The 25,558-nt window shown below is 71.8% G+C and carries 20 protein-coding genes; 16 read left to right on the top strand and 4 right to left on the bottom strand.

Features of this window, described 5'->3' with window-relative positions; genetic code table 11:
* Position 1 precedes the first annotated feature (1 nt).
* From AB0L59_RS34370 to panD, 6 genes are all read left to right on the top strand, one after another.
* Positions 2-265, top strand: a complete 264-nt coding sequence (locus AB0L59_RS34370; RefSeq protein ID WP_365590585.1) for a UBP-type zinc finger domain-containing protein — start codon at positions 2-4, stop codon at positions 263-265.
* Entirely contained in the window at positions 265-2,079 is a 1,815-nt protein-coding gene (locus AB0L59_RS34365; protein WP_365590584.1) for an FAD-dependent oxidoreductase, read from the top strand. Before AB0L59_RS34370 ends, AB0L59_RS34365 begins: the two co-directional genes overlap by 1 nt.
* 48 nt (positions 2,080-2,127) lie before the next feature.
* On the top strand, positions 2,128-2,628 hold the full coding sequence (locus AB0L59_RS34360) for an Hsp20/alpha crystallin family protein (protein WP_365590583.1): 501 nt from the start codon (positions 2,128-2,130) through the stop codon (positions 2,626-2,628).
* Between the two features lie 552 nt (positions 2,629-3,180).
* Positions 3,181-3,573, top strand: a complete 393-nt coding sequence (locus AB0L59_RS34355) for a DUF2267 domain-containing protein (RefSeq protein ID WP_365590582.1) — start codon at positions 3,181-3,183, stop codon at positions 3,571-3,573.
* A gap of 461 nt (positions 3,574-4,034) precedes the next feature.
* Complete coding sequence (locus AB0L59_RS34350) at positions 4,035-4,163, top strand: hypothetical protein (RefSeq protein WP_365590660.1); 129 nt, start codon at positions 4,035-4,037, stop codon at positions 4,161-4,163.
* Between the two features lie 241 nt (positions 4,164-4,404).
* Positions 4,405-4,824 carry an aspartate 1-decarboxylase gene (gene panD, locus AB0L59_RS34345; protein ID WP_365590581.1) on the top strand — a complete coding sequence of 140 codons (420 nt, stop codon included), beginning with the start codon at positions 4,405-4,407 and terminating at the stop codon, positions 4,822-4,824.
* A gap of 1,286 nt (positions 4,825-6,110) precedes the next feature.
* On the opposite strand, the gene gndA is transcribed toward panD, so the two are convergent.
* Positions 6,111-7,550, bottom strand: coding sequence for an NADP-dependent phosphogluconate dehydrogenase (gene gndA, locus AB0L59_RS34340; RefSeq protein ID WP_365590580.1), 1,440 nt, complete (start codon positions 7,548-7,550; stop codon positions 6,111-6,113).
* Between the two features lie 271 nt (positions 7,551-7,821).
* On the opposite strand from gndA, the gene AB0L59_RS34335 reads away from it, so the two are divergent.
* Complete coding sequence (locus AB0L59_RS34335) at positions 7,822-8,985, top strand: transglycosylase family protein (protein WP_365590579.1); 1,164 nt, start codon at positions 7,822-7,824, stop codon at positions 8,983-8,985.
* Here the strand turns inward: AB0L59_RS34335 and AB0L59_RS34330 are convergent.
* Positions 8,975-10,108: a DMT family transporter gene (locus tag AB0L59_RS34330; RefSeq protein WP_365590578.1), complete on the bottom strand. Its 1,134-nt coding sequence runs from the start codon at positions 10,106-10,108 to the stop codon at positions 8,975-8,977. The two genes, AB0L59_RS34335 and AB0L59_RS34330, sit on opposite strands and share 11 nt — an antisense overlap.
* A gap of 228 nt (positions 10,109-10,336) precedes the next feature.
* On the opposite strand from AB0L59_RS34330, the gene AB0L59_RS34325 reads away from it, so the two are divergent.
* From AB0L59_RS34325 to AB0L59_RS34300, 6 genes are all read left to right on the top strand, one after another.
* Complete coding sequence (locus tag AB0L59_RS34325; RefSeq protein WP_365590577.1) at positions 10,337-11,098, top strand: (2Fe-2S)-binding protein; 762 nt, start codon at positions 10,337-10,339, stop codon at positions 11,096-11,098.
* A gap of 41 nt (positions 11,099-11,139) precedes the next feature.
* Positions 11,140-12,291: a glycogen synthase gene (gene glgA, locus AB0L59_RS34320; protein ID WP_365590576.1), complete on the top strand. Its 1,152-nt coding sequence runs from the start codon at positions 11,140-11,142 to the stop codon at positions 12,289-12,291.
* Between the two features lie 50 nt (positions 12,292-12,341).
* Positions 12,342-13,562, top strand: coding sequence for a glucose-1-phosphate adenylyltransferase (glgC, locus tag AB0L59_RS34315; RefSeq protein ID WP_365590575.1), 1,221 nt, complete (start codon positions 12,342-12,344; stop codon positions 13,560-13,562).
* A gap of 532 nt (positions 13,563-14,094) precedes the next feature.
* A complete protein-coding gene (locus tag AB0L59_RS34310) occupies positions 14,095-16,416 on the top strand; it encodes a GH92 family glycosyl hydrolase (RefSeq protein ID WP_365590574.1) in 2,322 nt (773 codons plus the stop codon).
* Between the two features lie 148 nt (positions 16,417-16,564).
* Positions 16,565-17,896, top strand: coding sequence for a wax ester/triacylglycerol synthase family O-acyltransferase (locus AB0L59_RS34305; RefSeq protein ID WP_365590573.1), 1,332 nt, complete (start codon positions 16,565-16,567; stop codon positions 17,894-17,896).
* Between the two features lie 340 nt (positions 17,897-18,236).
* Positions 18,237-19,739, top strand: a complete 1,503-nt coding sequence (locus tag AB0L59_RS34300) for an SDR family NAD(P)-dependent oxidoreductase (protein WP_365590572.1) — start codon at positions 18,237-18,239, stop codon at positions 19,737-19,739.
* A gap of 219 nt (positions 19,740-19,958) precedes the next feature.
* Here AB0L59_RS34300 and AB0L59_RS34295 read toward each other — a convergent pair whose 3' ends face one another.
* On the bottom strand, positions 19,959-20,354 hold the full coding sequence (locus tag AB0L59_RS34295; RefSeq protein WP_365590571.1) for a hypothetical protein: 396 nt from the start codon (positions 20,352-20,354) through the stop codon (positions 19,959-19,961).
* Between the two features lie 493 nt (positions 20,355-20,847).
* Here AB0L59_RS34295 and AB0L59_RS34290 point away from each other — a divergent pair, with 493 nt between their 5' ends.
* Together AB0L59_RS34290 and AB0L59_RS34285 are read left to right on the top strand one after the other, a co-directional pair.
* Positions 20,848-21,021 carry a hypothetical protein gene (locus AB0L59_RS34290; RefSeq protein WP_365590570.1) on the top strand — a complete coding sequence of 58 codons (174 nt, stop codon included), beginning with the start codon at positions 20,848-20,850 and terminating at the stop codon, positions 21,019-21,021.
* A gap of 62 nt (positions 21,022-21,083) precedes the next feature.
* Positions 21,084-21,569 carry a GNAT family N-acetyltransferase gene (locus AB0L59_RS34285; protein WP_365590569.1) on the top strand — a complete coding sequence of 162 codons (486 nt, stop codon included), beginning with the start codon at positions 21,084-21,086 and terminating at the stop codon, positions 21,567-21,569.
* Between the two features lies 1 nt (position 21,570).
* Here AB0L59_RS34285 and AB0L59_RS34280 read toward each other — a convergent pair whose 3' ends face one another.
* A complete protein-coding gene (locus tag AB0L59_RS34280) occupies positions 21,571-22,920 on the bottom strand; it encodes an amidase family protein (RefSeq protein ID WP_365590568.1) in 1,350 nt (449 codons plus the stop codon).
* Positions 22,921-23,140: 220 nt separating this feature from the next.
* On the opposite strand from AB0L59_RS34280, the gene AB0L59_RS34275 reads away from it, so the two are divergent.
* Complete coding sequence (locus tag AB0L59_RS34275) at positions 23,141-25,504, top strand: alpha-L-fucosidase (RefSeq protein WP_365590567.1); 2,364 nt, start codon at positions 23,141-23,143, stop codon at positions 25,502-25,504.
* Positions 25,505-25,558: the final 54 nt, after the last annotated feature.

Below are 25,558 nucleotides of genomic sequence, written 5' to 3'. Positions count from 1 at the left end.
GATGACCCTGCACGCAGACCCCCACCTCGCGCTTGTCCGGCCGGTCCAGCCGCTGACCCCAGAAGGGTGTCAGGAGTGTCTGATGCTCGGCTCCCCGTGGGTCCACCTGAGGCTCTGCCTGACCTGCGGGCACGTCGGCTGCTGCGACTCCTCGCCGAACATGCACGCGCGCAAGCACGCAGCTGCCGTCGCCCATCCGATCGTGCAGTCGTTCCAGCCCGGCGAGGAATGGCGCTGGTGCTACGTTCACGAGGCGTTCGTCTGATGTCCGGCGACCAGTCGCTGCCGGGCGAGGCACCGGTGCCGGAGAAAACGGACGAGGCCGCCTTCTGGGAGACCCCGGACACCTACGGCGCGTATCCGCGCCTCACGGAGGACCAGATAGCACGTCTGGCGGAGCACGGGCAACGCCGGACCATGGCTCCGAACGACGTGCTGATCCGGGAGGGGGAGCGCTGCGAGACGTTCTTCGTCGTCCTCAGCGGTACCGTCGCCGTCGTCGAGGACTACGGCACTCCCGAGGAGCACGTGCTGCGCGTGCACGGCCCAGGTCGCTTCATCGGCGAACTCGGCCTGCTGTACGGACAAGTGGCCTTCTACACCGCTGTCGCCAGGGAGCCGGGGGAGGTCCTTGTCGTCTCCTTGGACCAGTTGCGCCACCTGGTGTCCCAGGACTCCACCATCGGGGACATCGTGCTGCGCGCCTGTCTGTGCCGTCGCGCGCTGCTCGTCGGACAGGGCGCCGGATTCCGCATCATCGGCTCGCGCTACTCGCCCGACACCAGACGGCTGCGCGAGTTCGCCGTCCGCAACCGGCTGCCGCACCGCTGGATCGACCTCGAGACCGACGAGGAGGCCGAGGAGCTGCTGCGCCGCTTCGGTGTCGGCCCGGCGGAGACACCACTCGTCATCTGGCGGGACACCACCCTGTTGCGCAACCCCAGCAACGCCGAACTGGCCCGGCGCATCGGCCTGCCGTCACTACCCGCCGGAAACCGTCACGGCGACGTCCTCATCGTAGGCTCCGGACCCGCCGGCCTCGCCGCCGCGGTGTACGCCGCCTCCGAGGGCCTGAGCACCACGGTGGTGGAGGCGATGGCCACCGGCGGCCAGGCCGGCACGTCGTCCCGCATCGAGAATCTGCTCGGCTTCCCATCCGGCATCTCCGGCGCCGAACTCACCGAACGCGCCGTGCTCCAGGCCGACAAGTTCGGCGCCAGGATCAGCCTTCCGCTGGAGGCGACCGGTCTCCATCCCAAGGACGACGACCACTACGTCGTGGCGTTCGCCGATGGCAGCGAGATCGCCGCCCGCGGCGTCGTCCTGGCCATGGGTGCCCGCTACCGCCGGCTCCAGGTGCCCGGCATCGAACGCCTGGAGGGAACGAGCGTGCACTACTCGGCGACCGTCTACGAGGCCCAGCAGTGCCGCACCGACCCGGTGGCCGTCGTCGGCGGAGGCAACTCGGCGGGCCAGGCGGTGCTGTTCCTCGCCGGGTACGCGCCGAAGGTGCACCTGCTGGTCCGAGGAGCCAGCCTCGAGGCCAACATGTCCCGCTACCTGATCGACCAGGTCGAGCGCCATCCGCGGGTGGAGGTCATGCTGCACACCGAGGTCACCGAGGTCATCGGCCAGGAGGTGCTGGAGGCGCTCGACGTGGTCGACAACCGCACGGGCGGGCACCGCCGGCTCGCGGTACGGAGCCTGTTCGTCTTCACCGGCGCCGAACCTCACACCGAGTGGCTCGCCGGCATCATCGCCCTCGACTCCCGCGGCTTCGTCCTCACCGGGCCGGAGGCCCAGGAAGCCTGCGCCTACCCCGAGGTGTGGCACGGCCGCGGGCGCTCGTGCATGACCCTGGAGACCAGCCTGCCCGGGGTCTTCGCGGTAGGGGACGTCCGCAGCGGCTCGGTGAAGCGGGTGGCCTCCGCGGCCGGTGAGGGCGCGATGGCCATCCACTTCGTGCACCGGCACCTGGGGCACGCGGCCGTGCCCGGCACCACGGGCACGTCAGCTGCCGCGGGCCACTCGGACGTCTCCCCACGCATACGTCACAAGGAGTCCGCATGGCTCGCATGACGCATGGCGGACGATGAGATCACGAGAAGGAAGAAGGAGACGATTGCGATGGCCATGCCCGTCCGGCGCCACCGCGGTGGCGGCCTGCAGGAAAGGCCCGTCTGGGCACCCACCCCTCTCAATCCCCTGGTCGAGTTCGACGAACTGCTCAGCCAGATGAGTGGCCTGCTGGAGTCGACGGTCGGCGCGGCACCCGCGGCCGCGTGGACGCCTCTCGCGGACGTGTCGGAGTCCGAGGACGCGTTCCACATAGAGATCGAACTCCCCGGAGTGAAGAGCAAGGACATTGACGTAGAGGCCAACGGTCCCGAACTCGTGGTCACCGGAGAGATCAAGGAGCGGGAGCGCAAGGGTGTCCTGCGCCGCAGCACCCGCCGCGTCGGAGCCTTCGAGTACCGTTTGCGGCTGCCCGGAGAGTTGGACACCCACAAGATCAAGGCTGAGATGCAGGACGGAGTGCTCAGCATCACCGTCCCCAAGGCCGACGTCGCAAAGCCGCGACACGTCGAGATCAGCGAGACGAGTGAAAGTACCGAGAGCAACGGCTGAGACGCGAGCGCCGCGGTTCCGGGCACCCATCCGGGACTGCGGCCGGGCCGGTGGGGCTCGACATCCCTCACTGCGGCTGAGACGCGCTACGCGTCTCCCCACCGTTGGTGGTTGGTTCTTCCTGCTGGTCTCGCTGACGTTCTTCGTGGCGTACGCGGGAGCGAACTCGGCCTGTCTGACGGTGTGCGAGGTCCTGAAAATCGCCGGCCGCGCCGCCCGCCGCCGGGAGTAGCAGCGCGCCGGAGCCCGCCGTCACCGCCCGGGCACCGGACCGGGCAGCACCCTGTACTCGCCGAGGACGGCCGGCACCGTGGGCACGGCAAGTCGTACGTCCGCCATGGCCGAACAACGCCTCGACGACGAGATCGAACAGACAACCCGCGCGCTCCGCCCCGGCGCGCTTCCGCCGTGCCCTGCGTGAGTCCGTGCGGGAGTCTCGGGCCAAGGGCCTTGCGAACGGCAGCTACGCGCCGGCGGACGGACCCGGCCGGCCCGACGGCGCACCGGGCGATCCCCATGACCAGCGGTGACCAAGGCAGAAGGAAGTCAGCTATGAAATACGACGGATTCCTCGCCCGTGTGCGCGAGCGAGGCGAATACAACGACCAGGACGAAGCCGCGGACGTCACCAACTCCGTGCTGGAAGTGCTGGCCCAACGGATCAGCCCGGGAGAGGTCAAGGACCTCGCATCCCAGATGCCCGGCCCGCTGCGACAAGTCCTGGACGATGCCGCGCCGCAGCAGGCGCGAAGCTTCGGGATCGAAGAGTTCTACCGCCGGGTCGCCGAGCGCACCCATGCCCGGCCGCGTACGGCGCAGTGGGACGCCAGCGCGGTCCTGACCACCGTCGCCGACGCTGTCACCGGCGGAGAGCTGAATCAGATAATCAGCCAGCTCCCCTCCAGCTACGCGGTCCTGTTCGGCAAGGCCGACCTCGCGGACTGAGCCCGTGAGGCGCGGTGGTTGACGAGGGTGATGATCGTCTGACAGTCCTATGGGATGGATTTCCGTGGTTCTTCCGTCGGAGTGTGAGGGGTTCAAAACGCTCTGTCCGGAACGGAAGGGCGGCCGTGGATGACGTGGCATGGACGGGACCGCTCGCATTCCGTCGGTTCCCCTCCGGTGCGGCGCCAACCTGGACCAGGACATCTCAGGCAGCGAAGGGGGAACCCGAGAGCTCACTTCCACGAGGGACACGAACCGGGGAGCTCACCATCCTCGGACACCGCCATGCCCCGGCTGAACGAAGGAGTGACCGGCCTGATCCGCCAGGCGCCCGACGAGTTGCCGGAGGCACTGGAGGCCGTGGGGGATCTCAACCCGGCGCAATGCCGCAAGAGCGTCGTGGATCAGTTCCCGCCGGACGCCACGCCGTCCGAGGATTCGAGTCCCACTCCGTCACGCTGGTGGCGTCGCTCATCCTCGGCAAGGCGGCTTTCGGCCCGTCCGGCCCGGCGTTTCCCCTGCTCGTGCCCGCGATACGCGTGGTCACGGCGGGCATCGGCGTCCTGACCGTCACGCCCTACTTCTCATAACTGACGTATCGTCAAGTAAGTCGGCGTCTGGTCAGCATCAGTCCCCAGAGGGTCTTCCTGGCAGACGTCTGATCGGCGGCGTCACAACAGCCTGGTTCGCACGGAAGCGCAGGCAGGGAGCCTGCTCGCAGAGTGAAGCGATGTTCCGCACAATCATCGACTCCGACGCGTGCCGGTGTACAGTGAAGACCGCCCTTGACCTGCACAAAGCAGGCAGGGAGCCGTCTTCCAGGAGTCCAAAGTGCTGCGTACTCTGTTCAAGTCCAAGATCCACCGTGCCACCGTCACCCAGGCCGACCTGCACTACGTGGGATCGGTGACCATCGACGCCGATCTGCTCGACGCCGCCGACCTGCTGCCCGGTGAGCTCGTGCACATCGTCGACATCACCAACGGTGCCCGGCTGGAGACGTACGTCATCGAGGGCGAACGCGGGTCCGGGGTGATCGGGATCAACGGGGCGGCCGCGCACCTCGTGCACCCCGGAGACCTGGTGATCATCATCAGCTACGCCCAGGTCACCGACGCCGAGGCCCGGGAGCTGAAGCCGCGGGTCGTGCACGTCGACGGCGACAACCGGATCGTCTCCCTCGGCGCCGACCCGTCCGAGCCGGTACCCGGATCGGACCAGCAGCGCAGCCCACAGGCCGTCGGCGCCTGACCGTCGGACCGCACCGGACGGGGCGCGCATCGTCCTGAGTCACGGGGCTGGATCGGGGCGTTCCGAGCCCCGCCCCGCGCCTGGGAGTGTGGCGTGCTCGGGGCAGGACCGGCGCCTTCTGAGTCCCGAGCCGGACCGGGACCGTGCAAAGTCCCGGAGCGGGACCGGGAGCGTGCCGTGCTCGATGCCGGATCGAGGGTGTGCCGGGTCCGGGCGCGGGACCGGGGGTGTGCTGTACGGCGGGGGTGCCAGTGCCGGGTCGGGCGTGGGACGGGAGCGTGCCGTGGTAGATGCCGGATCAAAGGGTCTCCGGGTCCCCGGGCGCGGGACCGCAGGTTGCCGTACGGCGGGGCCGGACCGCCGGGTGCCTGGCCCGGAACGGGACCGCAGGTTGCTGTCCGGCGGGGCTGCACCGCCGGGTGCCTGGCCCGGAACGGGACCGCAGGTTGCCGTACGGCGGGGCTGCACCGCAGGGTGCCTGGCCCGGAACGGGACCGCAGGTTGCCGTACGGCGGGGCCGGACCGCCGGGTGCCTGGCCAGGTGCGGGACCGGGACCGTGCAGAGTCCCGCAGCGGGTCCGGGCGATGCCGAGCCCAGAGCGGGAGCGGGACCCAGGACGACCGGGCGGCGGGCCGCCTGGCGGCGTGGCGATGTGGCGTCAGGTCGCCCGGCCGGACGAGCCCCCGCCGCCGGCGTCCGCGAAGGACCGGCTGCGGGCGCGATCCCGCCCGCTGCCGACGGGCACCGGCTCCTCCTGTCGGGTGAGTGGCGGGTGAGTGGCCGCGCCGGGGTCGGGTAGGCGGGGGAGTAGTCCAGAGGCGACGTTCAGCGACTGCCCGGAGGACACCCCATGACGAATCCGCATCCCGACCCGGTCCCCCCGGGGCCGACACCGGGCCCGGGTCCCACACCACCGGACCCCTACCCGAGCCCCGTTCCACCGCCCGAGCCGGGTCCGCAACCAACTCCACCGCCCCAGCCGGGCCCTCAGCCCACCCCGCCGCCGGGCCCCGACCCGACCCCGCCTCCGGTACCCCCGGCGCCCGGTCCGCCGGAGCCCTCGCCGTCTCCGATCCCGCCGGGTCCGGAGCCCGTACCGAATCCCGAGCCGGGCCCACCCCTGACCTGAAAACACCGGGAGTCGCACAAAAGGGGTGCGGGGAACTGCGCGGCACGCCACGGCGGACCCGTGGCCGCACCGGGGCAGTCCCCCGCACCCTGTCAGGCGCGCGAACCCCTGCAGGTGGACAACCCCTGGAGGACCGACGAACTTCCGGCACCTGGACTACGCGGACACCTCCGACCGGTCCCCGCCCCACAACGTGTGGAAGGCGCCCTCCCGGTCCACCCGGCGATACGTGTGTGCCCCGAAGAAGTCCCGCTGTCCCTGGGTCAGCGCCGCCGGCAGGCGACTCGCCCGCAGCGCGTCGTAGTACGCCAGCGCCGCCGCGAAGCCCGGCGTCGGCACACCCTGCCGCGTCGCCGCGATCAGCACCTCCCGCCAGTCGTCCTGCGCGTCGGCGATCTCCCGGGCGAACGTCTCGTCCGACAGCAGGCTCGGCAGATCGGCGCGGGCGTCGTACGCGGCGCGGATCCGGTCCAGGAAGGCGGCCCGGATGATGCAGCCGCCCCGCCAGATCGAGGCCACCGCGCCGAGGTCGACGTCCCAGCCGTACTCCTCGCTGCCCGCGGCGATCTCGTGGAAGCCCTGCGTGTACGACACGATCTTGGACGCGTACAGCGCCTGCTCGACCCGGTCGGCGAAGGCCGCCGCCTCCTCCTTGCCGAGCGGCACGGCCTTCGGGCCCGCCAGTCCCCGCGACGCCTCGCGGAGCCCCGCGTGACCGGACAGCGACCGCGCGAAGACCGCCTCGGCGATGCCGGACACCGGCACGCCCAGGTCCAGCGCGATCTGGACCGTCCAGCGCCCGGTGCCCTTCTGCTCGGCCTGGTCCACCACCACGTCCACGAACGGCTTGCCCGTCGCCACGTCCACGTGCGAGAGCACCTCGGCCGTGATCTCGATCAGGTACGAGTCCAGCCGGCCCTGGTTCCAGGAGCGGAAGATGTCCGCGATCTGCGCGGGCTCGTACCCGGCGACGTCGCGCAGCAGCTGGTAGGCCTCGCCGATCAGCTGCATGTCGGCGTACTCGATGCCGTTGTGGACCATCTTCACGAAGTGCCCGGCGCCGTCGGGACCGCAGTGCGTGACGCAGGGCGCTCCGTCCTTCGCCTTCGCGGAGATCTTCTCCAGCATCGGGCCGAGGGAGGCGTACGACTCCGTCGAGCCGCCCGGCATGATGCTCGGCCCGTGCAGCGCCCCCTCCTCGCCGCCGGAGATGCCCGTGCCGACGAAGTGGATGCCCCGCTCGCGCAGCTCCCGCTCCCGCCGCCGGGTGTCCGCGAAGTGCGCGTTGCCACCGTCGATGATCATGTCACCGGGCTCGAGGAGCGGCGCGAACTCCTGGATCACCGCGTCCGTAGGCTCGCCCGCCTTCACCATGATCATCAGGCGGCGCGGGCGCTCCAGGGCCGCGACGAACTCCTCCGCGGTCTCGGCCGCGACGAAGTCACCCTCGTTCCCGAACTCCTCGACCAGCGCCTTCGTCCGCGCGACCGTACGGTTGTGCACAGCGACCGTATAGCCGTTGCGGGCGAAGTTGCGGGCGAGGTTGCTGCCCATGACCGCCAGGCCCGTGACACCGATCTGCGCTGAAGTGCTCATACCGCCTGCTCCCTAGCTGCCTCGTGACTACGGCTCCGTCAGTACGGCTCCTCGCCCATCCTGACGTGCCGCTACGGCGAGCGCACATCCGACCCGCCACGCTTGTGTACGCGGCGGCGGCGCTTTCCGCCTCAGTCTCCGGTGATACACGTCAAGCTGGGTCCGTTCCCGGCCACTTGGGCGGTGCGTGAGGCCGGTTTTCCGTCTTGTCATGGCCTGTTCGCCGCGCTTACTTTTGCCCCTCCTGACGCATGCCGAGGGGACATCGGACATGGCCGTACGCGGTCGGCACCGCCGGTACCAGCCGAACAGGATCAACCGCGCCTCACTCACCGTCACGGCCGGCGGCGCCGGCCTCGCGATCCCGCTGGTCGCCGTCGGCGCGGCCGGCGCGGCCGACGCCTCCACCTGGAACAAGGTCGCCGCCTGCGAGTCCAGCGGCAACTGGAGCATCAACACCGGCAACGGTTACTACGGCGGGCTGCAGTTCACCCGGTCCACCTGGGAGGCGTACGGCGGCACTCGGTACGCCCCGCGCGCCGATCTCGCGACCCGGGACCAGCAGATCGCCGTCGCCGAGAGGGTCCTCGACGGGCAGGGGCCCGGCGCCTGGCCCGTCTGCTCGGTGCGGGCCGGGCTGACCCGGGAGGAGGCCGGCCCCGGTGCGCACCCGGACAGTGCCGCGACCCGGCCCGCGCAGGCCGGGAGGAAGACCCCCGTACGGGACGTACGGCCGCAGACCACCCCGCAGTCCCGCGCCGGCCGGGCCGAGATGTACACGGTGGTGCACGGCGACACACTCTCCGGGATCGCTGACGAGCACCACGTGCGGGGCGGCTGGCGCGGGCTCTACGCCGGCAACCGCGCGACGATCGGTGCCGATCCCGACCTGATCCTGCCGGGCCAGCGGCTCAGCCTGCGCGGCACGGCCGCCGACACCACGTCCCGCGAGAAGACCGACACCAAGTCCCAGAGGCGGAAGGCCCCTTCGGAGCACCGGACCGCGACCCACCGGACCGAGTCCACCGGCCGCACGCTCGTCGCCCCGGTCGACGCGCCCATCGGCACGGGCTACCGCGTCGCGGGAGCGCACTGGTCGAAGGGCTACCACACCGGCGTCGACTTCCTCGTGCCGACCGGCACCTCCGTGCAGGCCGCCGAGGCCGGGCAGGTGGTGGCCGCGGGATGGGGTGGATCGTACGGCTACCAGGTGGTGATCCGGCACGCCGACGGCCGCTACACGCAGTACGGCCACCTGTCGGCGATCTCCGTGCGGATCGGGCAGGACGTCACCGCCGGCCAGCGCATCGGCCGTTCCGGGGCCACGGGAAACGTCACCGGCCCGCACCTGCACTTCGAGGTGCGTACCGGACCCGGCTTCGGTACGGACATCGACCCGCTCGCCTATCTGCGGGCCGGCGGGGTCAGAATCTGACGGGCGGACGCCGCAGGTCGTCCAGGACCGGCGGCGGGACCTGGACGCCCGAGGGCAGCGCGGTGAACGACGCCGGGAGCACACGGTCGGCTCCGGCGTGCTGCCCGCCGCCGGGCCCGGGCACGATCAGCTCCCGCAGCATCGGCTCGCCGCGGGTGCCGCCGCCCTCGGCCCGCTCCACCTCGGCCGGCGCCGGCCTTCGCTGCGGCGGCACGCCGAGCAGTTCTTCCGCGGCGGCGGAGACGGACGCGGACACCGGTTCCGGACCGCCGTCCGGCAGGGAGGGCGCGTCCGCGCGCTCGATCCGTTCGGTCGTCAGCATGACCAGGCCGCCCGCCGCCACCGCCCCGCAGCTCACGGCGAGCACCGCGCCCGTGCCGCCGTAGCGGAACGTCTCGCCGAACATCAGGATGCCGACGGCGGCCGCCAGCACCGGATTCACCACGGTCAGCGTGGCCAGCGGGGCCGCGAGGCCGCCGCCCCGGTAGGAGGCCTGGGACAGCAGGACACCGCCGGCCGCGAACAGGGCGATCGCGGCCAGGGCGGGCAGGTCGGCCAGGGCGACGCCGTGTGTCCAGTCGACGGCGACGGTCTTGGTGAACACCGACGACATGCCGAACGCGATGCCGGAGGCGGTGGCGAGCAGCACACTGCGCACCGCCGGATGCCGGTGCGCGGCCCGCCCCGCGCCCATCAGCGCCACGACCGCGCCGCCGGTGACCAGCGCGACCGCCACCCGCTGGGCCGCGTCGAGGGAACGGGTGTCGGAGGAACCGACCAGGGACAGCAGACCGGCGAGGCCCACGGTGGCCATGACCGCGCCGCGCCAGGCGGTCGCCCCGGCCCGGCGGCCGATGAACAGCGCCGCCATGGGCAGCGCGAAGACGATGGTGAGCGCGCCGAGCGGCTGCACCAGGCTGAGCGGACCGTACGCCAGCGCCACCACGTGCAGCACGCCGCCGAGACCGTTGAGGGCCATCGCCCCCCACCAGCCGGGCCGGCGCAGCGGCAGGTACGCGCTGTCCGGGTAGGACACCGCCACCTGCTCCTGCACGATCGCGCCGGCCGCGTAGGCGAGGGCGGACACGAACGACAGGACCACGGACAACGCGAGGGCGCTCATCGGCGTCTCCCTTGCGCGAGGCGGGGGCCCTGAGCCCGGCGCGGCGTACGGTCGGATTCCATGGCCAACACTCTGCCCGCCCGCTCTCTTCCCGTCGTCGTACCTGAGCACGCAATGACTCCTACTGCCGATGGAGTACACCGGCTGCGCGATCATCCTCGGGACGGGTGACGGAAGGACGACACCCCGGGCACGAGCCCGCGAACGCGCCTGGTACCTCTACTTGCCGTGCACCTCGATCCCGCTCTCGCCGCCCTCCGCCCGCTCGGCGGCTTCTTCGTGCTGCGTACGGTGCCGGGCCCGGCCGAAGCCGCCGGCGGACCGGACCCGGCGCGGCTGCCGACCCTCGCCGAGACCTACGCACGGGTGTCCCCGGACAGGCACCGCGACGCCCTGACGGCACGGGTGGCCGTGGTCGCGGACCGGCTCCGCACCGCCGAGCCGCGCGTCGCCGCCTCCATCGCCCAGCAGGGACTGGCCGCCCGGCTCTGGTCGGCGGCCCTCGGCTGCGCCGCGCTGTACGGGCGGTTGCCCGACCTCGACCCGCGCCTGCTGCGGTGGGACCACCTGGCCTCCGCTCCTGACGACCTGTGGCTGACCGAGCTGCGCCCGCTTCCCGCGGACGCGGCCACCCTCGCCGGCACCGTGCTGCACGGACACCTGGAACCCCTGGGGGAGACCCTGAGGGTCCGCTACGGCAGCGCGCCCGGACTGCTGTGGGGCAACGCGGGCTCGGCGCTCGCCGGGGCGCACCGGGAGCTGGACCGCTGGGCCCGTGCCCACGGCCGTACCGACGTGGGCGGCCGCGCCCGCGCCCTGACGGACGAACTCCTCGCCCACCCCCTGCTGCGCACCACGGGCACCCGCACCGGCACCGCCTTCCGGCGCCGCAGCTGCTGCCTGTACTACCGGGTGCCCGGCGGCGGGGTCTGCGGCGACTGCTGCTTCACCCGGCCGCCGCGCTCTTCCCCGGGAGCCGTATCTGGGTGACCATGAAAGGGAACCTGCCGCCGGTACAAGGGGGTTGTCGGGTGCGAGTGGGACTGCTGACCCGGGAGTACCCCCCGGACGTGTACGGCGGCGCCGGTGTCCATGTGGAGTTCCTGGCCCGGGAGCTGGCCTCCCTGGTCGACCTGGAGGTGCACTGCTGGGGCGAGGGACGCGGGGTGGGCGTCGTACGCCACCGCCCCTGGCCCGCGCTGGACGGCACCAACGACGCGCTGCGCACCTTCTCCGTGGACCTGTCCATCGCCGCCGCCCTCGAAGGCCGCGAACTCGTCCACTCCCACACCTGGTACGCGAATCTCGCCGGCCACTTCGCCAAGCTCCTGTACGGCGTCCCGCACGTGGTCACCGCCCACTCGCTGGAGCCGCTGCGGCCCTGGAAGGCCGAGCAACTGGGCGGCGGGTACGCGTTGTCGAGCTGGGCCGAACGCAGCGCGATCGAGGCCGCGGACGCGGTGATCGCCGTGTCCGGAGCCATGCGCGAGGACGTTCTCGCCTGCTATCCGGCGCTCGAGCCGGCCGCCGTGCACATCGTGCACAACGGCATCGACACCCACCTCTACCGGCCCGACCACGGCACCGACGCACTCGTCCGGCACGGCATCGACCCCGCCCGCCCGTACGTCCTGTTCGTCGGCCGGATCACCCGCCAGAAGGGCGTACCCCATCTGCTGCGCGCGGTACGGGACATCGACCCGGGCGTCCAGGTCGTGCTGTGCGCGGGCGCGCCCGACACCCCCGAGATCGACCGGGAGTTCCGGGAGCTGTTCCAGGAGCTGGGCCGGGTCCGTGAGAGGGTGTTCTGGATCCCCCAGATGCTGCCGCGCCCGGAGGTCGTCCAACTCCTCACCCGCGCGGCGGTGTTCGTCTGCCCCTCGGTGTACGAACCGCTCGGCATCGTCAATCTGGAGGCGATGGCCTGCGGCACGCCGGTCGTGGCCTCACGGGTCGGCGGGATACCCGAGGTCGTGGACGACGGACGCACCGGCCTCCTCGTCGATGTGGACGACGATTTCGAACCGGGTCTCGCCCGGGCCCTGGACGCCGTCCTGGGCGATCCGGAGGCGGCCCGGCGGATGGGGGAGGCCGGACGGGAGCGCGCGGCCCGGGAGTTCGGCTGGGACGCGGTGGCCCGGCGCACGGCCGCGCTGTACGAGCAGATCCTCAAGCAGGCTTAGTCCCGTCTGCTCGGGGCATCCATGGTTCATCCAGGGTGAGGGGAGCGGCCATGCGTCGTGGTGGGCCTTCGGTTCTCGGGATCGTACTGGCGGGCGGCGAGGGAAAGCGTCTGATGCCGCTGACCGCCGACCGCGCCAAACCAGCCGTCACCTTCGGCGGCACCTACCGTCTCGTCGACTTCGTCCTGTCCAACCTCGTCAACGCGGACGTGCTGCGGATCTGCGTGCTGACCCAGTACAAGTCGCACTCGCTGGACCGGCACATCACCACCACCTGGCGGATGTCCAGCCTGCTCGGCAACTACGTCACCCCGGTCCCGGCCCAGCAGCGCCTCGGCCCGCGCTGGTACCTGGGCAGCGCCGACGCGATCCTGCAGTCCCTGAACCTCGTGTACGACGAACAGCCCGAGTACGTGGCGGTGTTCGGCGCCGACCACGTCTACCGCATGGATCCGCGGCAGATGCTCGCCCAGCACGTCGAGGGCGGCGCCGGCGTGACGGTGGCCGGCATCCGGGTGCCGCGCGCGGAGTCCTCGTCCTTCGGGGTGATCACGCCCGGCTCGGACGGCCGTACGGTGGAACGCTTCCGGGAGAAGCCCACCGATCCGCCGGGCCTGCCGGACGACCCGGAGACCGTCTTCGCCTCGATGGGCAACTACATCTTCACCACCAAGGCCCTGATCGAGGCCCTGCACCGGGACGCCGAGGACCAGCAGTCCGTGCATGACATGGGCGGCTCGATCCTGCCCCAGCTCACCGCGCGCGGCGAGGCCCAGCTGTACGACTTCAACGACAACCACGTGCCCGGCGAGACCACCCGCGACCAGGGTTACTGGCGGGACGTGGGCACCCTGGACGCCTACTACGAGGCGCACATGGACCTGATCGCCGAGCGCCCCGCGTTCAACCTCTACAACCGCCAGTGGCCCATCTACACCCACTCGGGCCAGCTGTCCCCGGCCCGCTTCAACGGGGGCGGCATCGCGGGGGAGTCCATCATCAGCGCGGGCTGCCTGATCCGCGGTCAGGTCACCCGGTCGGTCCTCTCCCCGGGCGTGCTGGTCGACCCGGGCGCGGTGGTGCAGGGCTCGGTACTGCACGACAACGTGCACATCGGCCGGGGCGCGGTGGTCCGCGGCGCGGTGCTGGACAAGAACGTGGAGGTCCCGCCCGGTGCGACGATCGGCGTCAACCCGGAACGGGACGCGGAGCTGTACACCGTGTCCAAGGGCGGGGTGATCGCCCTGGGGAAGGGGCAGCGGGTGCCCTAGGGACACGGCCCCGGCACCGATGTGGGATATGCGGCTGAGCCCGGTCGGTGGGCTCAGCTCCGGGGAGTACCGGTCCTCCCGGCGACTGCGGCCGAGGGTTCCGCGGTCCGGGACCGTTCAGGGCGCGGCCGGCCTTCGACGCGGCCCGGCCGGGCGTGCTGCGACCGCGGAGCCCCGTTCCCCTTTCTCACGGAGTACGACCGGCGGGAGCCGGACGCGCCCCACACCCCTGGGACCCGCCCGCCGTCCTCGCCCTGCTCGCCGACGAGGAGAAGGTGGTGGACCCGGCGGCCGGACGCTCATGGACCGGGCCGTCCGGCGGGCGCGGGCGCGAGGCTGCGTGCAGGTTCAGCTCACCGGCGACAGGAGCCGTGCGGACGGGCGCCGCTTCTGCACGCCTCTGACGGACCGTCACTGCCCGCACCGTGCCGGGCGCGACGCGTTCGGCACGATCTTCGTATCTTGCCCGGATCTGACTCGTTCGACCTTCAGGATTCAGACACCGATGTCGAACCTGCGGAGGTCATCCGACATGAGAGGGACCCGGCGCACACGGCTGTGCCTGGCCGGGGTGATGGCAGCGTCCGCGCTGATCGCCACCCCCACCGCACGGGCCGCCGAGCGGACCGACGGCCACCTCACCGACCTGGTCAACCCCTTCATCGGGAGCCAGGACGAGGGCAACACCTTCCCCGGCGCGGCCGTGCCCTTCGGCATGGTGCAGCTCTCGCCGGACACCGGGCACATGACCGGCTACGACTACACGCAGAACCGCGTCCGCGGCTTCTCGCTGGTCCATCTCTCGGGCGTCGGCTGCCGCATCGGCGGCGACCTGCCCGTGCTGCCCACGACCGGCGACGTCACGCAGACGGACTACACCCGGTACGCGGCCGGCTTCTCGCACGAGGACGAGACGGCGAGCCCCGGCTACTACCGCGTCGGCCTGTCCTCCGGCATCCGTGCCGAGCTGACCGCGACCGAGCGCACCGGCGTGCAGCGCTACACCTTCCCCGCCACCGACAAGGCCAACGTCCTGCTGAACGCCGCCCAGGCGCTGCACAAGCCGGTCTCCAGCACCGTCGAGATCCTCGACGACCACACCGTGCGCACCGAGATCACCGGCCACGGCTTCTGCCGGGACACCGGCCCCTACACGGTCTACACGGTCACCCGCTTCAGCCGGCCCTTCACCGCCTACGGCACCTGGGACGGCCAGACCGTCACCCCGGGTTCCCGCAGCGGACCCGGCGGCGCCTACGTCCGCTTCGACACCACCAGGGACCGTACGGTGGAGGCGACCACCGCCCTGTCGTACGTCGACGCCCGCGGCGCGGCCGGGAACCTGGCCGCCGAGGGCGGCCGGTCCTTCGACGCGGTACGCGAACGGGCCCGCGAGGAGTGGGAGAGGCGGCTCGCCGCCGTCCGGGTCCAGGGCGGCACGAACACGCTGCGCCGGACCTTCTACTCCTCGCTCTACCGGTCGTTCCTCGCGCCGAACGTCGGCGGCGACGCCGACGGCCGGTACTTCGGCTGGGACCGCCGGGTCCACCACGCCCGGGGCTTCACGTACTACCAGAACTGGTCGCTGTGGGACACCTACCGCACCCAGGCCCAGCTCCTCGCGCTGCTCGCGCCGCGTGAGGCACGGGACATGGCCCGCTCGGTCGTCGCGATCGACGAGGACGGCGGCTGGCTGCCCAAATGGGGCTACGGCCCGGTCGAGACGAACATCATGAGCGGCGATCCGGTGACCCCGTTCCTGACCACGGCCTATCAGATGGGGCTGCTCAAGGGCTTCGAGGAGCGGACCTACCGCGCGCTGAAGAAGAACGCCGACGGGGTCCCGCCCACCGACTACCCGGGCATCGGCCGGGAGGCCAACGCCGAGTACCTCGCGCACGGCTTCGCCCCGTACGACAAGGGCCGCCCCTACGCCAAGATGGGCGACTCCGACTACCACCACGGCGCCTCCGTCACGCTGGAGTACGCCCTCGCCGACGCCATGCTGGCCCAGATGGCCCGCGGTCTGGGGCACGAGGACGACGCCGCCCGCTACGCCGCCCGCGCGCAGAACTACCGGAACATCTTCGACCCCGGCACCGGTTTCTTCCGTGCCCGTGACGCCTCCGGAGCCTTCACCGGCCCGGCCGACCCGGCCGGTGGCACCGGCTTCCACGAGGGCACCGCCTGGCAGTACCAGTGGCTGGTGCCGCAGGACGTGCCAGGCATGGTGCGGCTCATCGGCGGCGAGCGCTCGGCCAACGACCGCCTGGACTCCTTCTTCGCCTACGACCGGCTGCTCGCCGACCCCGCGAAGACGGCCCGCGAGGTGTGGGTGCACGGCGACGCGTACGCGTACTACAACGCCGACAAGTACAACCCGATGAACGAGCCCGACCTCATCGCGCCGTACACCTATCTGGCCACCGGTCAGCCGTGGAAGACCACCGACGTGGTGCACGCGGCCCTGACGCTCTTCACCGACGGGCCCACCGGCATCACCGGCAACGACGACCTTGGCACGATGTCCGCCTGGAACGTGCTGTCGTCCATCGGGCTGTTCCCGATCCAGCCCGGCTACGGCACCTGGGGCCTGTCCACGCCCGTCTTCGACCGCGTCGACCTCACCCTGGACCACCGGTACTGGCCCGGCGGCCGGCTGACCATCGCCGCGCCCGGCACCTCCGCGACCGACCGCTACATCCAGACCGTCCGTACCGACGGCACGCCGCACGGGCGGACCTATCTGACGACGGGCGCGCTGCGCTCCATGCGCTCGCTGGCGTTCACGGTCGGCCCGCGCCCGTCCGAGTGGGGTACGTCACCCGAGTCGGCGCAACCGGTGCTGAAGTGACCTCACGCGTCACCTGCGTCCCGCCCCTTTCGGAGGGGCGGGACTTAATCTGCTGTTAACTGAGCGTAGCCTGATCATACTTGACCGTAATCGGGTGTCGGAGTTTGACTGCAGATCCACCCGTCGTCGACGCGCGCGAGGCAAGCCCTTGACTTCCGACCTGCTGGCTCCACTCGACCTGGCGTTCTGGAACATCGAGTCCGAGCGGCACCCGATGCACCTCGGCGCGCTCGGCGTCTTCGGTGCCCACTCACCGACCGCCGGCGCCCATGCCGCCGACCTGCTCGCCGCTCGCGCCGCCGCGGTGCCCGGGCTGCGCCTGCGCATCCGCGACGTGTGGCAGCCGCTCTCCTTCGGTGGCGCCACCCGGGAACCCGACCCGGACTTCGACCCGCTGAACCACGTACGGCTGCACGCTCCGACCGCCGACTTCCACTCGGTCGCCGGGCGTCTGATGGAACGCCCGCTGGAGCGCGGCCGGCCGCCGTGGGAGGCGCATGTGCTGCCCGGCGAGGACGGGGTGTCCTTCGCGGTGCTGTTCAAGTTCCACCACGCCCTCGCCGACGGGCTGCGCGCACTCAAGCTCGCCGCGGGCGTGCTCGACCCGATGGACCTGCCCGAGCGGGCGCCCCGCGCCGTCGAGCCGCCGCGCGGGCTGCTGCCCGACGTGCGCAAGCTGCCGGGACTCGTTCCGGCACTCGTCAGGGGCGCGCTGTCCGACGTGGGCCGGGCGCTGGACATCGGTGCCTCGCTCGCCCGGTCCACGCTCGGGATGCGGCCCACCTCCGCGCTCACCTCGGCGCCGAGCGGCACGCGGTGCACGGCCGGAGTCGTCCTCGACATCGATGACGTGCACCGGGTGCGCAAGACCGTCGGCGGCACCGTGAACGACGTGCTCATCGCTGTCGTCGCCGGTGCGCTGCGCAGCTGGCTGGAGGAGCGGGGCGACCGCACGAAAGGGGTGGCGCCGCGCGCCCTCATCCCCGTCTCGCGGCGCCGCCCGCGCACCGCGCATCCACAGGGCAACCGGCTCTCCGGCTATCTGATACGGCTCCCGGTGGACGAGTCCGATCCGCTCGGCCGCCTCGCCACCGTGCGCACCGCGATGGTCCGCAACAAGGACGCGGGGCCCAACCGGGGCGCCGGTGCCGTCGCGCTGCTCGCCGATCACGTCCCGGCCCTCGGCCATCGGCTCGGCGGGCCGCTGGTCGGCCAGGCGGCCCGGCTGTGGTTCGACATCCTGGTCACCAGCGTGCCGCTGCCCGGGGTGGGGCTCAGGCTCGGCGGGCACGAACTGAAGGAGGTCTATCCGCTGGCCCCGCTCGCGCCGGGGCAGTCACTGGCGGTGGCCATCTCGACGTATCGCGGCCGTGTGCACTACGGGCTGGTCGCCGACGCGCAGGCCGTGCCGGACCTGGACCGGTTCGCGTACGCGGTGTCGGCCGAGGTGTCGACGCTGCTGGCGGCTTGCCGGCTCTGACGAGGGTTCCCCCGGCGTTGCCACCCGGGGGGGGGGGGGCTCCCACAGCGGGCTCTCGCCGGGGGCCCTCCCACTCGCACCGCCCGTCCGGCTTTCGGTGCCGGGTGCGGGTGGCCCCAGCGGGGGTGATCGCGGTCGGCGGTCGCGGGCCGGCGGGGGCGGGTGTTCCACCCGCACCGCCCGCGCGGCCTTCGTCGTAGGGCGCGGGTTAGGGGTGGCGTGGGCTCGGGCGCTGGTTCGAGCGGGTTTGGCGGCGAGCCGGTCCGCTCCGTAAAATTCCCCGTTCGAAGGCGGGCGCGAGTCGGAGCGCTGCGCGGGTGATCAGGGAAGCGGCAGCGCGATGACGGTGACAGAGGACGGCTCCATGGCCTCCATGACCACGGACGAGGTGGTCTACGGGCCGGGCATCGACCCCGAGCGGCTGGCCGTCTGCCTGAGCGTGCTCGAAGAGCTCGACCAGCTCGAAGTCGACCACCCGGACGCGATCAAGGTCCGCCGGGCCACCTCGCACATCTACCGCACGGTCAAGCAGCGCCGTCGCCAGGAGCGCCGGGCCGCCAAGACCGCGCACGACAAGGCGGTCACCGAGGCCACCGCGACCGGCTCCGCCGAGCGCATCGACGACGAGACCGAGGGAATTCTGCCCAGCTCCAAGGTCGAGGAGGGCAGGATCGCGGGCATACTCCAGCGCCCGCGCTCGTGCTACACGTGCAAGGGCCGCTACGTCGAGGTCGACTACTTCTACCACCAGCTCTGTCCCGACTGTGCCCGCACGAACCGGGCCAAGCGCGACGCCCGCGCCGACCTCACCGGCAAGCGCGCCCTGCTCACCGGCGGCCGCGCCAAGATCGGCATGTACATCGCGCTGCGCCTGCTGCGTGACGGTGCGCACACGACCGTCACCACGCGCTTCCCCAAGGACGCCATCCGCCGGTTCAAGGCGATGGAGGACTCGGCGGAGTGGATCCATCGCCTTGAGGTCGTCGGCATCGACCTGCGCGACCCGGCGCAGGCCGTGGCGCTGGCCGAGCAGGTCGCCGAGGCGGGCCCGCTCGACATCCTGATCAACAACGCGACCCAGACGGTGCGCCGCCTGCCCTCCGCGTACGCGGCCCTGGTCGAGGGAGAGACCGCCCCGCTGCCCGCCGGTGAGCTCCCCGCCCATCACGTCATCGGCGCCTTCAACTCCGGCGCTGTCGACGGCATCGCCGCGCTGCCCGTCGGCACCAGCGGCCTGGACGCGCAGAAGGTCGCCGACCTGGCCCTCGTCGCGGGCAACGCCAGCGTCGCCCGGCACCTGGAGGGCACCGCCATCGACGCCGGCGGCCTCGTCCCCGACGTCGTGGACTCCAACACCTGGGTCCAGACCATCGAGCAGATCTCCCCGGTGGAGCTGCTGGAGACCCAGCTGTGCAACTACACGGCGCCGTTCATCCTGATCAGCAAGCTCCGCCCCGCCATGGCCGACGCCGCGAAGAAGGCGGTCAGCGGGCGCGCCTACGTCGTCAACGTCTCCGCGATGGAAGGCGTCTTCGGCCGCGGCTACAAGGGCGCCGGGCACCCGAACACCAACGCCGCGAAGGCCGCCATGAACATGGTCACGCGGACCAGTGCCCAGGAGATGTTCGACACCGACGGCATCCTCATGACCTCCGTCGACACCGGCTGGATCACCGACGAGCGCCCGCACTACGAGAAGCTGCGCCTCGCCGAGGCCGGTTTCCACGCACCGCTCGACCTGGTCGACGGCGCCGCCCGCGTCTACGACCCGATCGTCCGCGGCGAGGCGGGCGACGACCTGTACGGCGTCTTCATGAAGGACTACGCCCCCGGCAAGTGGTGAGGGCGCCGGATTCGTGACCGGGCGACCGTCCCCGTCCGGGGTGGAGCGGTCATCCGGGATGCCCGTGCGCAGGTCACGTGTCCTTCGTGGCCCATGGCAGAGCCCGGCCGGCGCAGTGGCTCTTCCGGGCGGACGGGTGACCGCCCGGCCGCCGGGCGACCCGCGCGGGCGGCATCGCGGGGCGGGCCGTGAGTCGCCCGAGGGGCCGCGCCGGAGGTGTCAGTCGACGGCGCCGAGGCGTGCATGGCGAGCCGCCACCAGCTCCAGCACGGTGCGCCAGTCCTCCAGGACGCCCGCGTCGAAGCCCGCCGCACTGCTCTCCTCGTCCGCCTGCCGCAGCCGCACCATGTCGTCGTCGGTGGCGCCCCTGTCCCCGCGGACCAGCCGGAAGACCCGTTCCCCGAGCAGGGAGCGCACCGCCTCGGCAGCGCTGAGTGCCCGGCCCGCCTCGTCGCCCGGGCACAGTACCGCTCCTATGCCACGGACCAGCGCCGCGACCTGGAGCTCCTTGTCGGCGGGGCGGCTGCGGCGCAGCAGCGCGGCGGTTCTCAGCGCGTGCTGGTGCCGGCCGGTGTACAGCAGATCCATCAGCTCCTCGACGCTGCGCAGCTCCATGCGTCAGTCCTTCCGCGAGACAGCCGTTGCCGCTCATCAGCAGATCATGGGGACCTTGCGCCCCGGCCAACGGGACCTGAACTGCACCGGGGCCGGTCCGGACGCCCACCCGGGCTCGAAGAGATGTTCGCCGACGTAGGTCGAGTGGGTGATGTGCCGCACTGCCAAGTGATGCGCTTTGTTTCAAATGGCTGCATATTGAGGGGTATTGAGATGAGGCAGGGTGGGCGATAGTTACACCTTGTTTGCATTCCCTATCGAGCGGGAGGCCGCTCATTTGGTTACCCTGGAAGGGACGGACAGCAGTACGGGGTCCTACCCACACCCATCGTCCGTCCCGGAGCGAGCCGGCCGACGAGGGTCTGCTCGGCACGAGGTACCGGCGCCACCGCGTCCGAACTGGCCTTTTATCCAGACCTGAGCGGGCGTTCAGTGCCGGGGCGCAGACTGTCCGGCACGCCCTCGAGGGTGACCGACACATAAGGAGTGCGCGGTGACACCGGAGAAGACGAATCGCGAAGACCGCCCCAAGGAACGCACGGAGCGCCTGGGCCGACGACCCGGAGAGCTCGGAAGTCTCGACGTCTGGGCCCGGTCCGCCCCGATCCGCCTGGCGGGCTACGAGGACGACCTCGCCGAACCCCACATCCTGCCCAGCGTGGACTGACCCCCGGGTCGTACCCATCGCGATCGCCGCACGCATGGGCGTGACCTGACAGACTCACGCCCATGCTGATCAGAGAAGCCGTGGCGGAGGACTGGCCGCGGATCTGGCCCTTCTGGCACCGCATCGTCGCCGCCGCCGAGACCTACGCCTGGGACCCCGCCACCTCCGAGCAGGACGCCCGCGCGCTCTGGATGAACCCGGCCAAGCGTGTCTACGTCGCCGAGGACGCGACCGGAAGCGTGGTCGGCTCGGCCTACCTCGCCCCGAACTACGGCGGCCCCGGCTCCCGCGTGGCCAACGCCGGCTTCATGGTCGACCCGGACCGCACCGGCGAGGGCATCGGCCGCGCCCTCGCCGAACACGTCCTGGCCGAGGCCCGGGCCCACGGCTACCGCGCGATGGTCTTCAACGCCGTGGTCGAGACGAATCCGGCGGTCGGCCTGTGGACCTCTCTGGGCTTCACCGTCCTCGGCACGGTCCCGGAGGCCTACGACCACCCCCGGCACGGCAGAGTCGGGCTGCACATCATGTACAGGTCGCTCGAGTAGCTCAGGAGGCGGCCACCCGTGCCGTCCGCTGCCAGGGGCGCCGCTTCTCCAGCTCCTCCGCCAGCCCCAGCAGGACCGCCTCCGTACCAGGGCGCCCGACCAGCTGTACGGCGCAGGGGGCGCCCGAGGGCAGGGAGCCGAAGGGGACCGACATCGCGGGCCAGCCGGTCAGGTTCCAGGGCGGGGTGAACGGGGAGTACGCGGTGTTGGCCAGGATGTTCCGCAGCCAGCCGCGTTCGTGCCACGGTCCGGCCGCGGGGGAGCGCCGGGCCAGGGCCGGGGTGAGCAGGACGTCGTGCTCGGCGAAGAAGGGCGTCAGCCGGGCGCGCAGCCGCTCGCGGCCGTCACCGGCTCGGACCGAGTCCACGAACCGCCGGCCCACCGCCGCGTGCACCCGGGTCCGCCGGGCCAGCCGCGCCACGTCCAGCCCCTCGGCGTCCACGGCCGTCCCCGCCGTCCAGTGCCGCAGCGCGGTCACCCCGAGGGAGAGCGGATACGGCGGCTCGGCCCGCCGCACCTGGTGCCCGCCCCGCGCCAGGACTCCGGCCGCCTCGCGGACCGCGGTCGTATACGACCTGCTGACGCTCACCCCGGCGAGCGGGCTGCGCAGGGCCACGGCGACCCTGAGCGACGCGGGCTCCGGTGCCGCGGACGGACCGGTGTCGGCGAGTACCCCCAGCATCAGCCGCAGGTCCTCGACGGTCGTGGCCAGCGGCCCGTTCTCCGCCATGCCGAACCAGTCGCCGTTGCCGATGCCGGCCGGCACCACCCCGTGCCCCGGCTTGAGGGTGACCAGACCGCAGTTCGCGGCCGGGATGCGCAGCGAGCCCATCCCGTCGTTGCCCAGTGCGAGCGGCACCAGGCCCGCGGCCACTGCGGCCGCGCTGCCGCCCGAGGAGCCGCCCGCCGTGCGGGAGAGGTCCCAGGGATTGCGGGCGGTGCCGTACGCGCCCTCGGTGGTGCCGAAGACGCACAGCTCGGGAACGTTGGTCAGACCTACGACGACCGCCCCGGCCGCCCGCAGCCGGGCCACCGTCGGATGATCCGCGCCGGCCGGGATGTCGGGGGTGGCGGCCGTACCGTCGCGGTGCGACTCGCCGCGCACCGCCAGGTTGTCCTTCACGGCCAGCGGCACGCCCGCGAGCGGGAGTTCGGGCAGATCGGCACGGGAAGCCAGTTCGTCGGCCTCGGCGAGCGCCGCCTCCGTGCGCACCTTGCGGAAGGCCCCGATACGTCCGTCGAGCCGCTCGATCAGCGCGAGGTGCTCGGCGGCCACCTCCCGTGGCGTCACCCGCTTCTCGCGTACGGCGGCGGCAATCTCGGCGGCGGTCCGCCCGGCCCAGTCACCCACGGGCACTCCTCGCTCGGTCGTCGGCTCCTCGCTGGTACGAATCAAGGCGCGGGGAGAACTGTGCCTGGTCGGAGGCGGTACGTCGAGAGGTCGCCTTCGGTGACGTGCCGGTGGTCCGATCAATGTGTCGTCCAGGGTTCCTCTGCAGCCCCGTTGACACGCGCGAAGCGCCACCACAATCATCAGACGTCCGATGAATCGGAGTATGTGGGAGCCGCTCATGAGCACGTATCCCAGACGTCTGTTCCTGGGCGCGGCAGCGGGCGTGACCGCCGCGAGCGCCTTGCCGCTCACCGCCACGACACCCGCTCGCGCCGCCGAACAAGCCGGTCAAGCCGGTGAAGTGGGCCAAGATGGACCGTGGGCCGCCGTCCCCGATCCGGTGCCCGTCCCGCTCGACGCGCTCTACGACAACGACGGCATCGACACCGCCTCCGCACGCGGTGGCGACTTCGACGGCTCCGGCTACACCTTCCCGGGCGAGGAACTCCCCGCGGGCCGGGTCGAGGTCGACGGCATCCCCTTCGACTTCCCCCCGTCGACGGCGGGCGCCCGGAACAACGTCGTCGCGCTCGGCCAGCGCATCGAACTGCCCCCGGGCCGCTATCTCTCGGCCGTCTTCCTGACCGCCGGCAGCTACGGGAACGCCGCCGGCACGGCCACCGTCCACTACGCCGACGGCTCCACCACCGCCGCCGGCCTGGGCGGCGCCGACTGGTACGCGGCGGGTGGCGCGCTCTCGGCGCCGTACCGCTACAGGCCGGACGGCACCAAGGACGACCACAGCGTCGGGATCGGGACGTCGGAGGTGTGGACCGATCCGCAACGCGAGGCAGTCGCCATCACCCTGCCGGTCACCAATCCGGCGACGGCGAACATGACGTCCCTGCACGTCTTCGCGCTCTCCCTCCAACCGGTCGCCCAGGGGCGGGCGTTGGTCCTGCGCGACGCGCACTCCACCGCCTCGCTGCTGGACTCCAGCGGCGCCCAGAGCGTCGAGGCCACCGTCGTCAACGCGGGCATCGTCGCGATCCTGAGCGGCGACGAGGTCTCCGTGCGCGTCGAGGTACCCGGCGCCCGCACCGTCGAGCCCGCCCGCATCCGCCGCCTGGACCCCGGCGAACAGGCCCGCGTCCGCGTCGGCATCCGCAACCGCGCCACTACGGCTCCCGGAACGCAGCGGGACGGCACGGTGACCGTCCGCGGCCGCGGTACCCACGTCGCCTCCAGCCGGAGCAGGTTGAGCCTCGGCACCGCCGACTACCGGCCCACCGAGGCCTCCCTCTCCGGTCACCAGGCGCCGTACTGGTTCCACGGCGCCAAGTTCGGCATCTTCATCCACTGGGGCGTCTACTCGGTGCCCGCCTGGGCGCCGGTGGGTGTGCAGTACGCCGAGTGGTACTGGGACCAGATGCAGGACCCGGGCAACCCCACGTACACGTATCACCGCAACACCTACGGCGAGGACTTCGCCTACGACGACTTCATCCCGCGCTTCACCGCCGAGAAGTTCGACCCGCGTGCCTGGGTCGAGCTCTTCCGGGACGCCGGCGCCCAGTACCACGTACTGACCTCCAAGCACCACGAGGGCTTCGCGCTGTGGGGCACCCGCGTCTCCGACCGCAACGCCGTCGCACAGGGCCCCAAGCGGGACCTGGTCAAGGAACTGTTCGAGGCCTCCCGGCGATACGCCCCCGAGCTCCACCGTGGCCTGTACTTCTCGATGCCCGAGTGGTTCAACCCCGACAACCCCTGGATGGGCCACGCCCCGCGCAACCCGTACACCCTGCAGCCGGTTCCGTACACGGGATACACCGCGGGCAAGGACTATGTGCGGGACTATCAGGCGCCGCAGATGCTCGAACTGATCCACGGCTACGACCCGGAGATCATCTGGTGCGACATCGGCGGTGCGAACGACAGCCTCCATGTCCTCGCCGAGTACTTCAACCACGCCAAGGACCGCGCCCGCCCCGTCGACGTCGCCGTCAACGACCGCTCGGGCATCGCCTTCCACGACTTCACGACGCCCGAGTACACGACGTACGCCAACACGGTCGTCGCCAAGTGGGAGGCCAGCCGTGGCCTCGATCCGCGCAGTTACGGGTACAACCGGGCCACGCCGGACGCCGCCTACATGACCGCCGAGGAGGTCGTGCACAGTCTCGTCGACATCGTGTCGAAGAACGGCAACTTCCTCCTGGACATCGGCCCGCGCGCGGACGGCACCATCCCGGAGATCATGCAGACCCGGCTGCGTGAGACGGGGCAGTGGCTGAAGGTCAACGGCGAGGCGGTGTACGACACGACGTACTGGTCGAGGATGGCCCAGCTGGGGGAGGACCTGCGGTTCACCGTCCGGCCCGACGAGGCGTTCTACATCCACTCGCTGGCCCGGCCCGGCTCGAAGCTGACCGTCGAGGCGCCGGTGCCGGTGCGGGCCGGGGACAAGGTGACCATGCTCGGCTACGACCGCCCCCTGACCTGGACCGTCTCGGGCGGCTCGCTGGTCGTCGACGTACCCGAGGCGGCCCGGAAGGCGGGCCGGTACGTGTGGGTGTTCAAGATCGAGTGGCGGTCCTGAGCGGTCGCCGGGCTGGGGGGTGCCGGCGCCGAAGGGGCTGCGGGCACCTCCTCC

The sequence above is a fragment of the Streptomyces sp. NPDC052109 genome, from assembly GCF_040680195.1.
Classification (GTDB): Bacteria; Actinomycetota; Actinomycetes; order Streptomycetales; family Streptomycetaceae; genus Streptomyces.
The sequence above is the reverse complement of the archived record's forward strand: the minus strand, read 5'-3'. Positions and strand labels throughout refer to the sequence as shown.

What these genes read in the sequence shown, in the direction of transcription:
- AB0L59_RS34310 (WP_365590574.1), top strand. Translation starts at nt 14,095, where the DNA reads ATGAGAGGGACCCGGCGCACACGGCTGTGCCTGGCCGGGGTGATGGCA.
- AB0L59_RS34370 (WP_365590585.1), top strand. Translation starts at nt 2, where the DNA reads ATGACCCTGCACGCAGACCCCCACCTCGCGCTTGTCCGGCCGGTCCAG.
- AB0L59_RS34365 (WP_365590584.1), top strand. Translation starts at nt 265, where the DNA reads ATGTCCGGCGACCAGTCGCTGCCGGGCGAGGCACCGGTGCCGGAGAAA.
- AB0L59_RS34295 (WP_365590571.1), bottom strand. Translation starts at nt 20,354, where the DNA reads ATGGAGCTGCGCAGCGTCGAGGAGCTGATGGATCTGCTGTACACCGGC.
- AB0L59_RS34360 (WP_365590583.1), top strand. Translation starts at nt 2,128, where the DNA reads ATGGCCATGCCCGTCCGGCGCCACCGCGGTGGCGGCCTGCAGGAAAGG.
- AB0L59_RS34285 (WP_365590569.1), top strand. Translation starts at nt 21,084, where the DNA reads ATGCTGATCAGAGAAGCCGTGGCGGAGGACTGGCCGCGGATCTGGCCC.
- AB0L59_RS34355 (WP_365590582.1), top strand. Translation starts at nt 3,181, where the DNA reads ATGAAATACGACGGATTCCTCGCCCGTGTGCGCGAGCGAGGCGAATAC.
- AB0L59_RS34335 (WP_365590579.1), top strand. Translation starts at nt 7,822, where the DNA reads ATGGCCGTACGCGGTCGGCACCGCCGGTACCAGCCGAACAGGATCAAC.
- AB0L59_RS34275 (WP_365590567.1), top strand. Translation starts at nt 23,141, where the DNA reads ATGAGCACGTATCCCAGACGTCTGTTCCTGGGCGCGGCAGCGGGCGTG.
- gndA (WP_365590580.1), bottom strand. Translation starts at nt 7,550, where the DNA reads ATGAGCACTTCAGCGCAGATCGGTGTCACGGGCCTGGCGGTCATGGGC.
- glgC (WP_365590575.1), top strand. Translation starts at nt 12,342, where the DNA reads ATGCGTCGTGGTGGGCCTTCGGTTCTCGGGATCGTACTGGCGGGCGGC.
- AB0L59_RS34330 (WP_365590578.1), bottom strand. Translation starts at nt 10,108, where the DNA reads ATGAGCGCCCTCGCGTTGTCCGTGGTCCTGTCGTTCGTGTCCGCCCTC.
- AB0L59_RS34300 (WP_365590572.1), top strand. Translation starts at nt 18,237, where the DNA reads ATGACGGTGACAGAGGACGGCTCCATGGCCTCCATGACCACGGACGAG.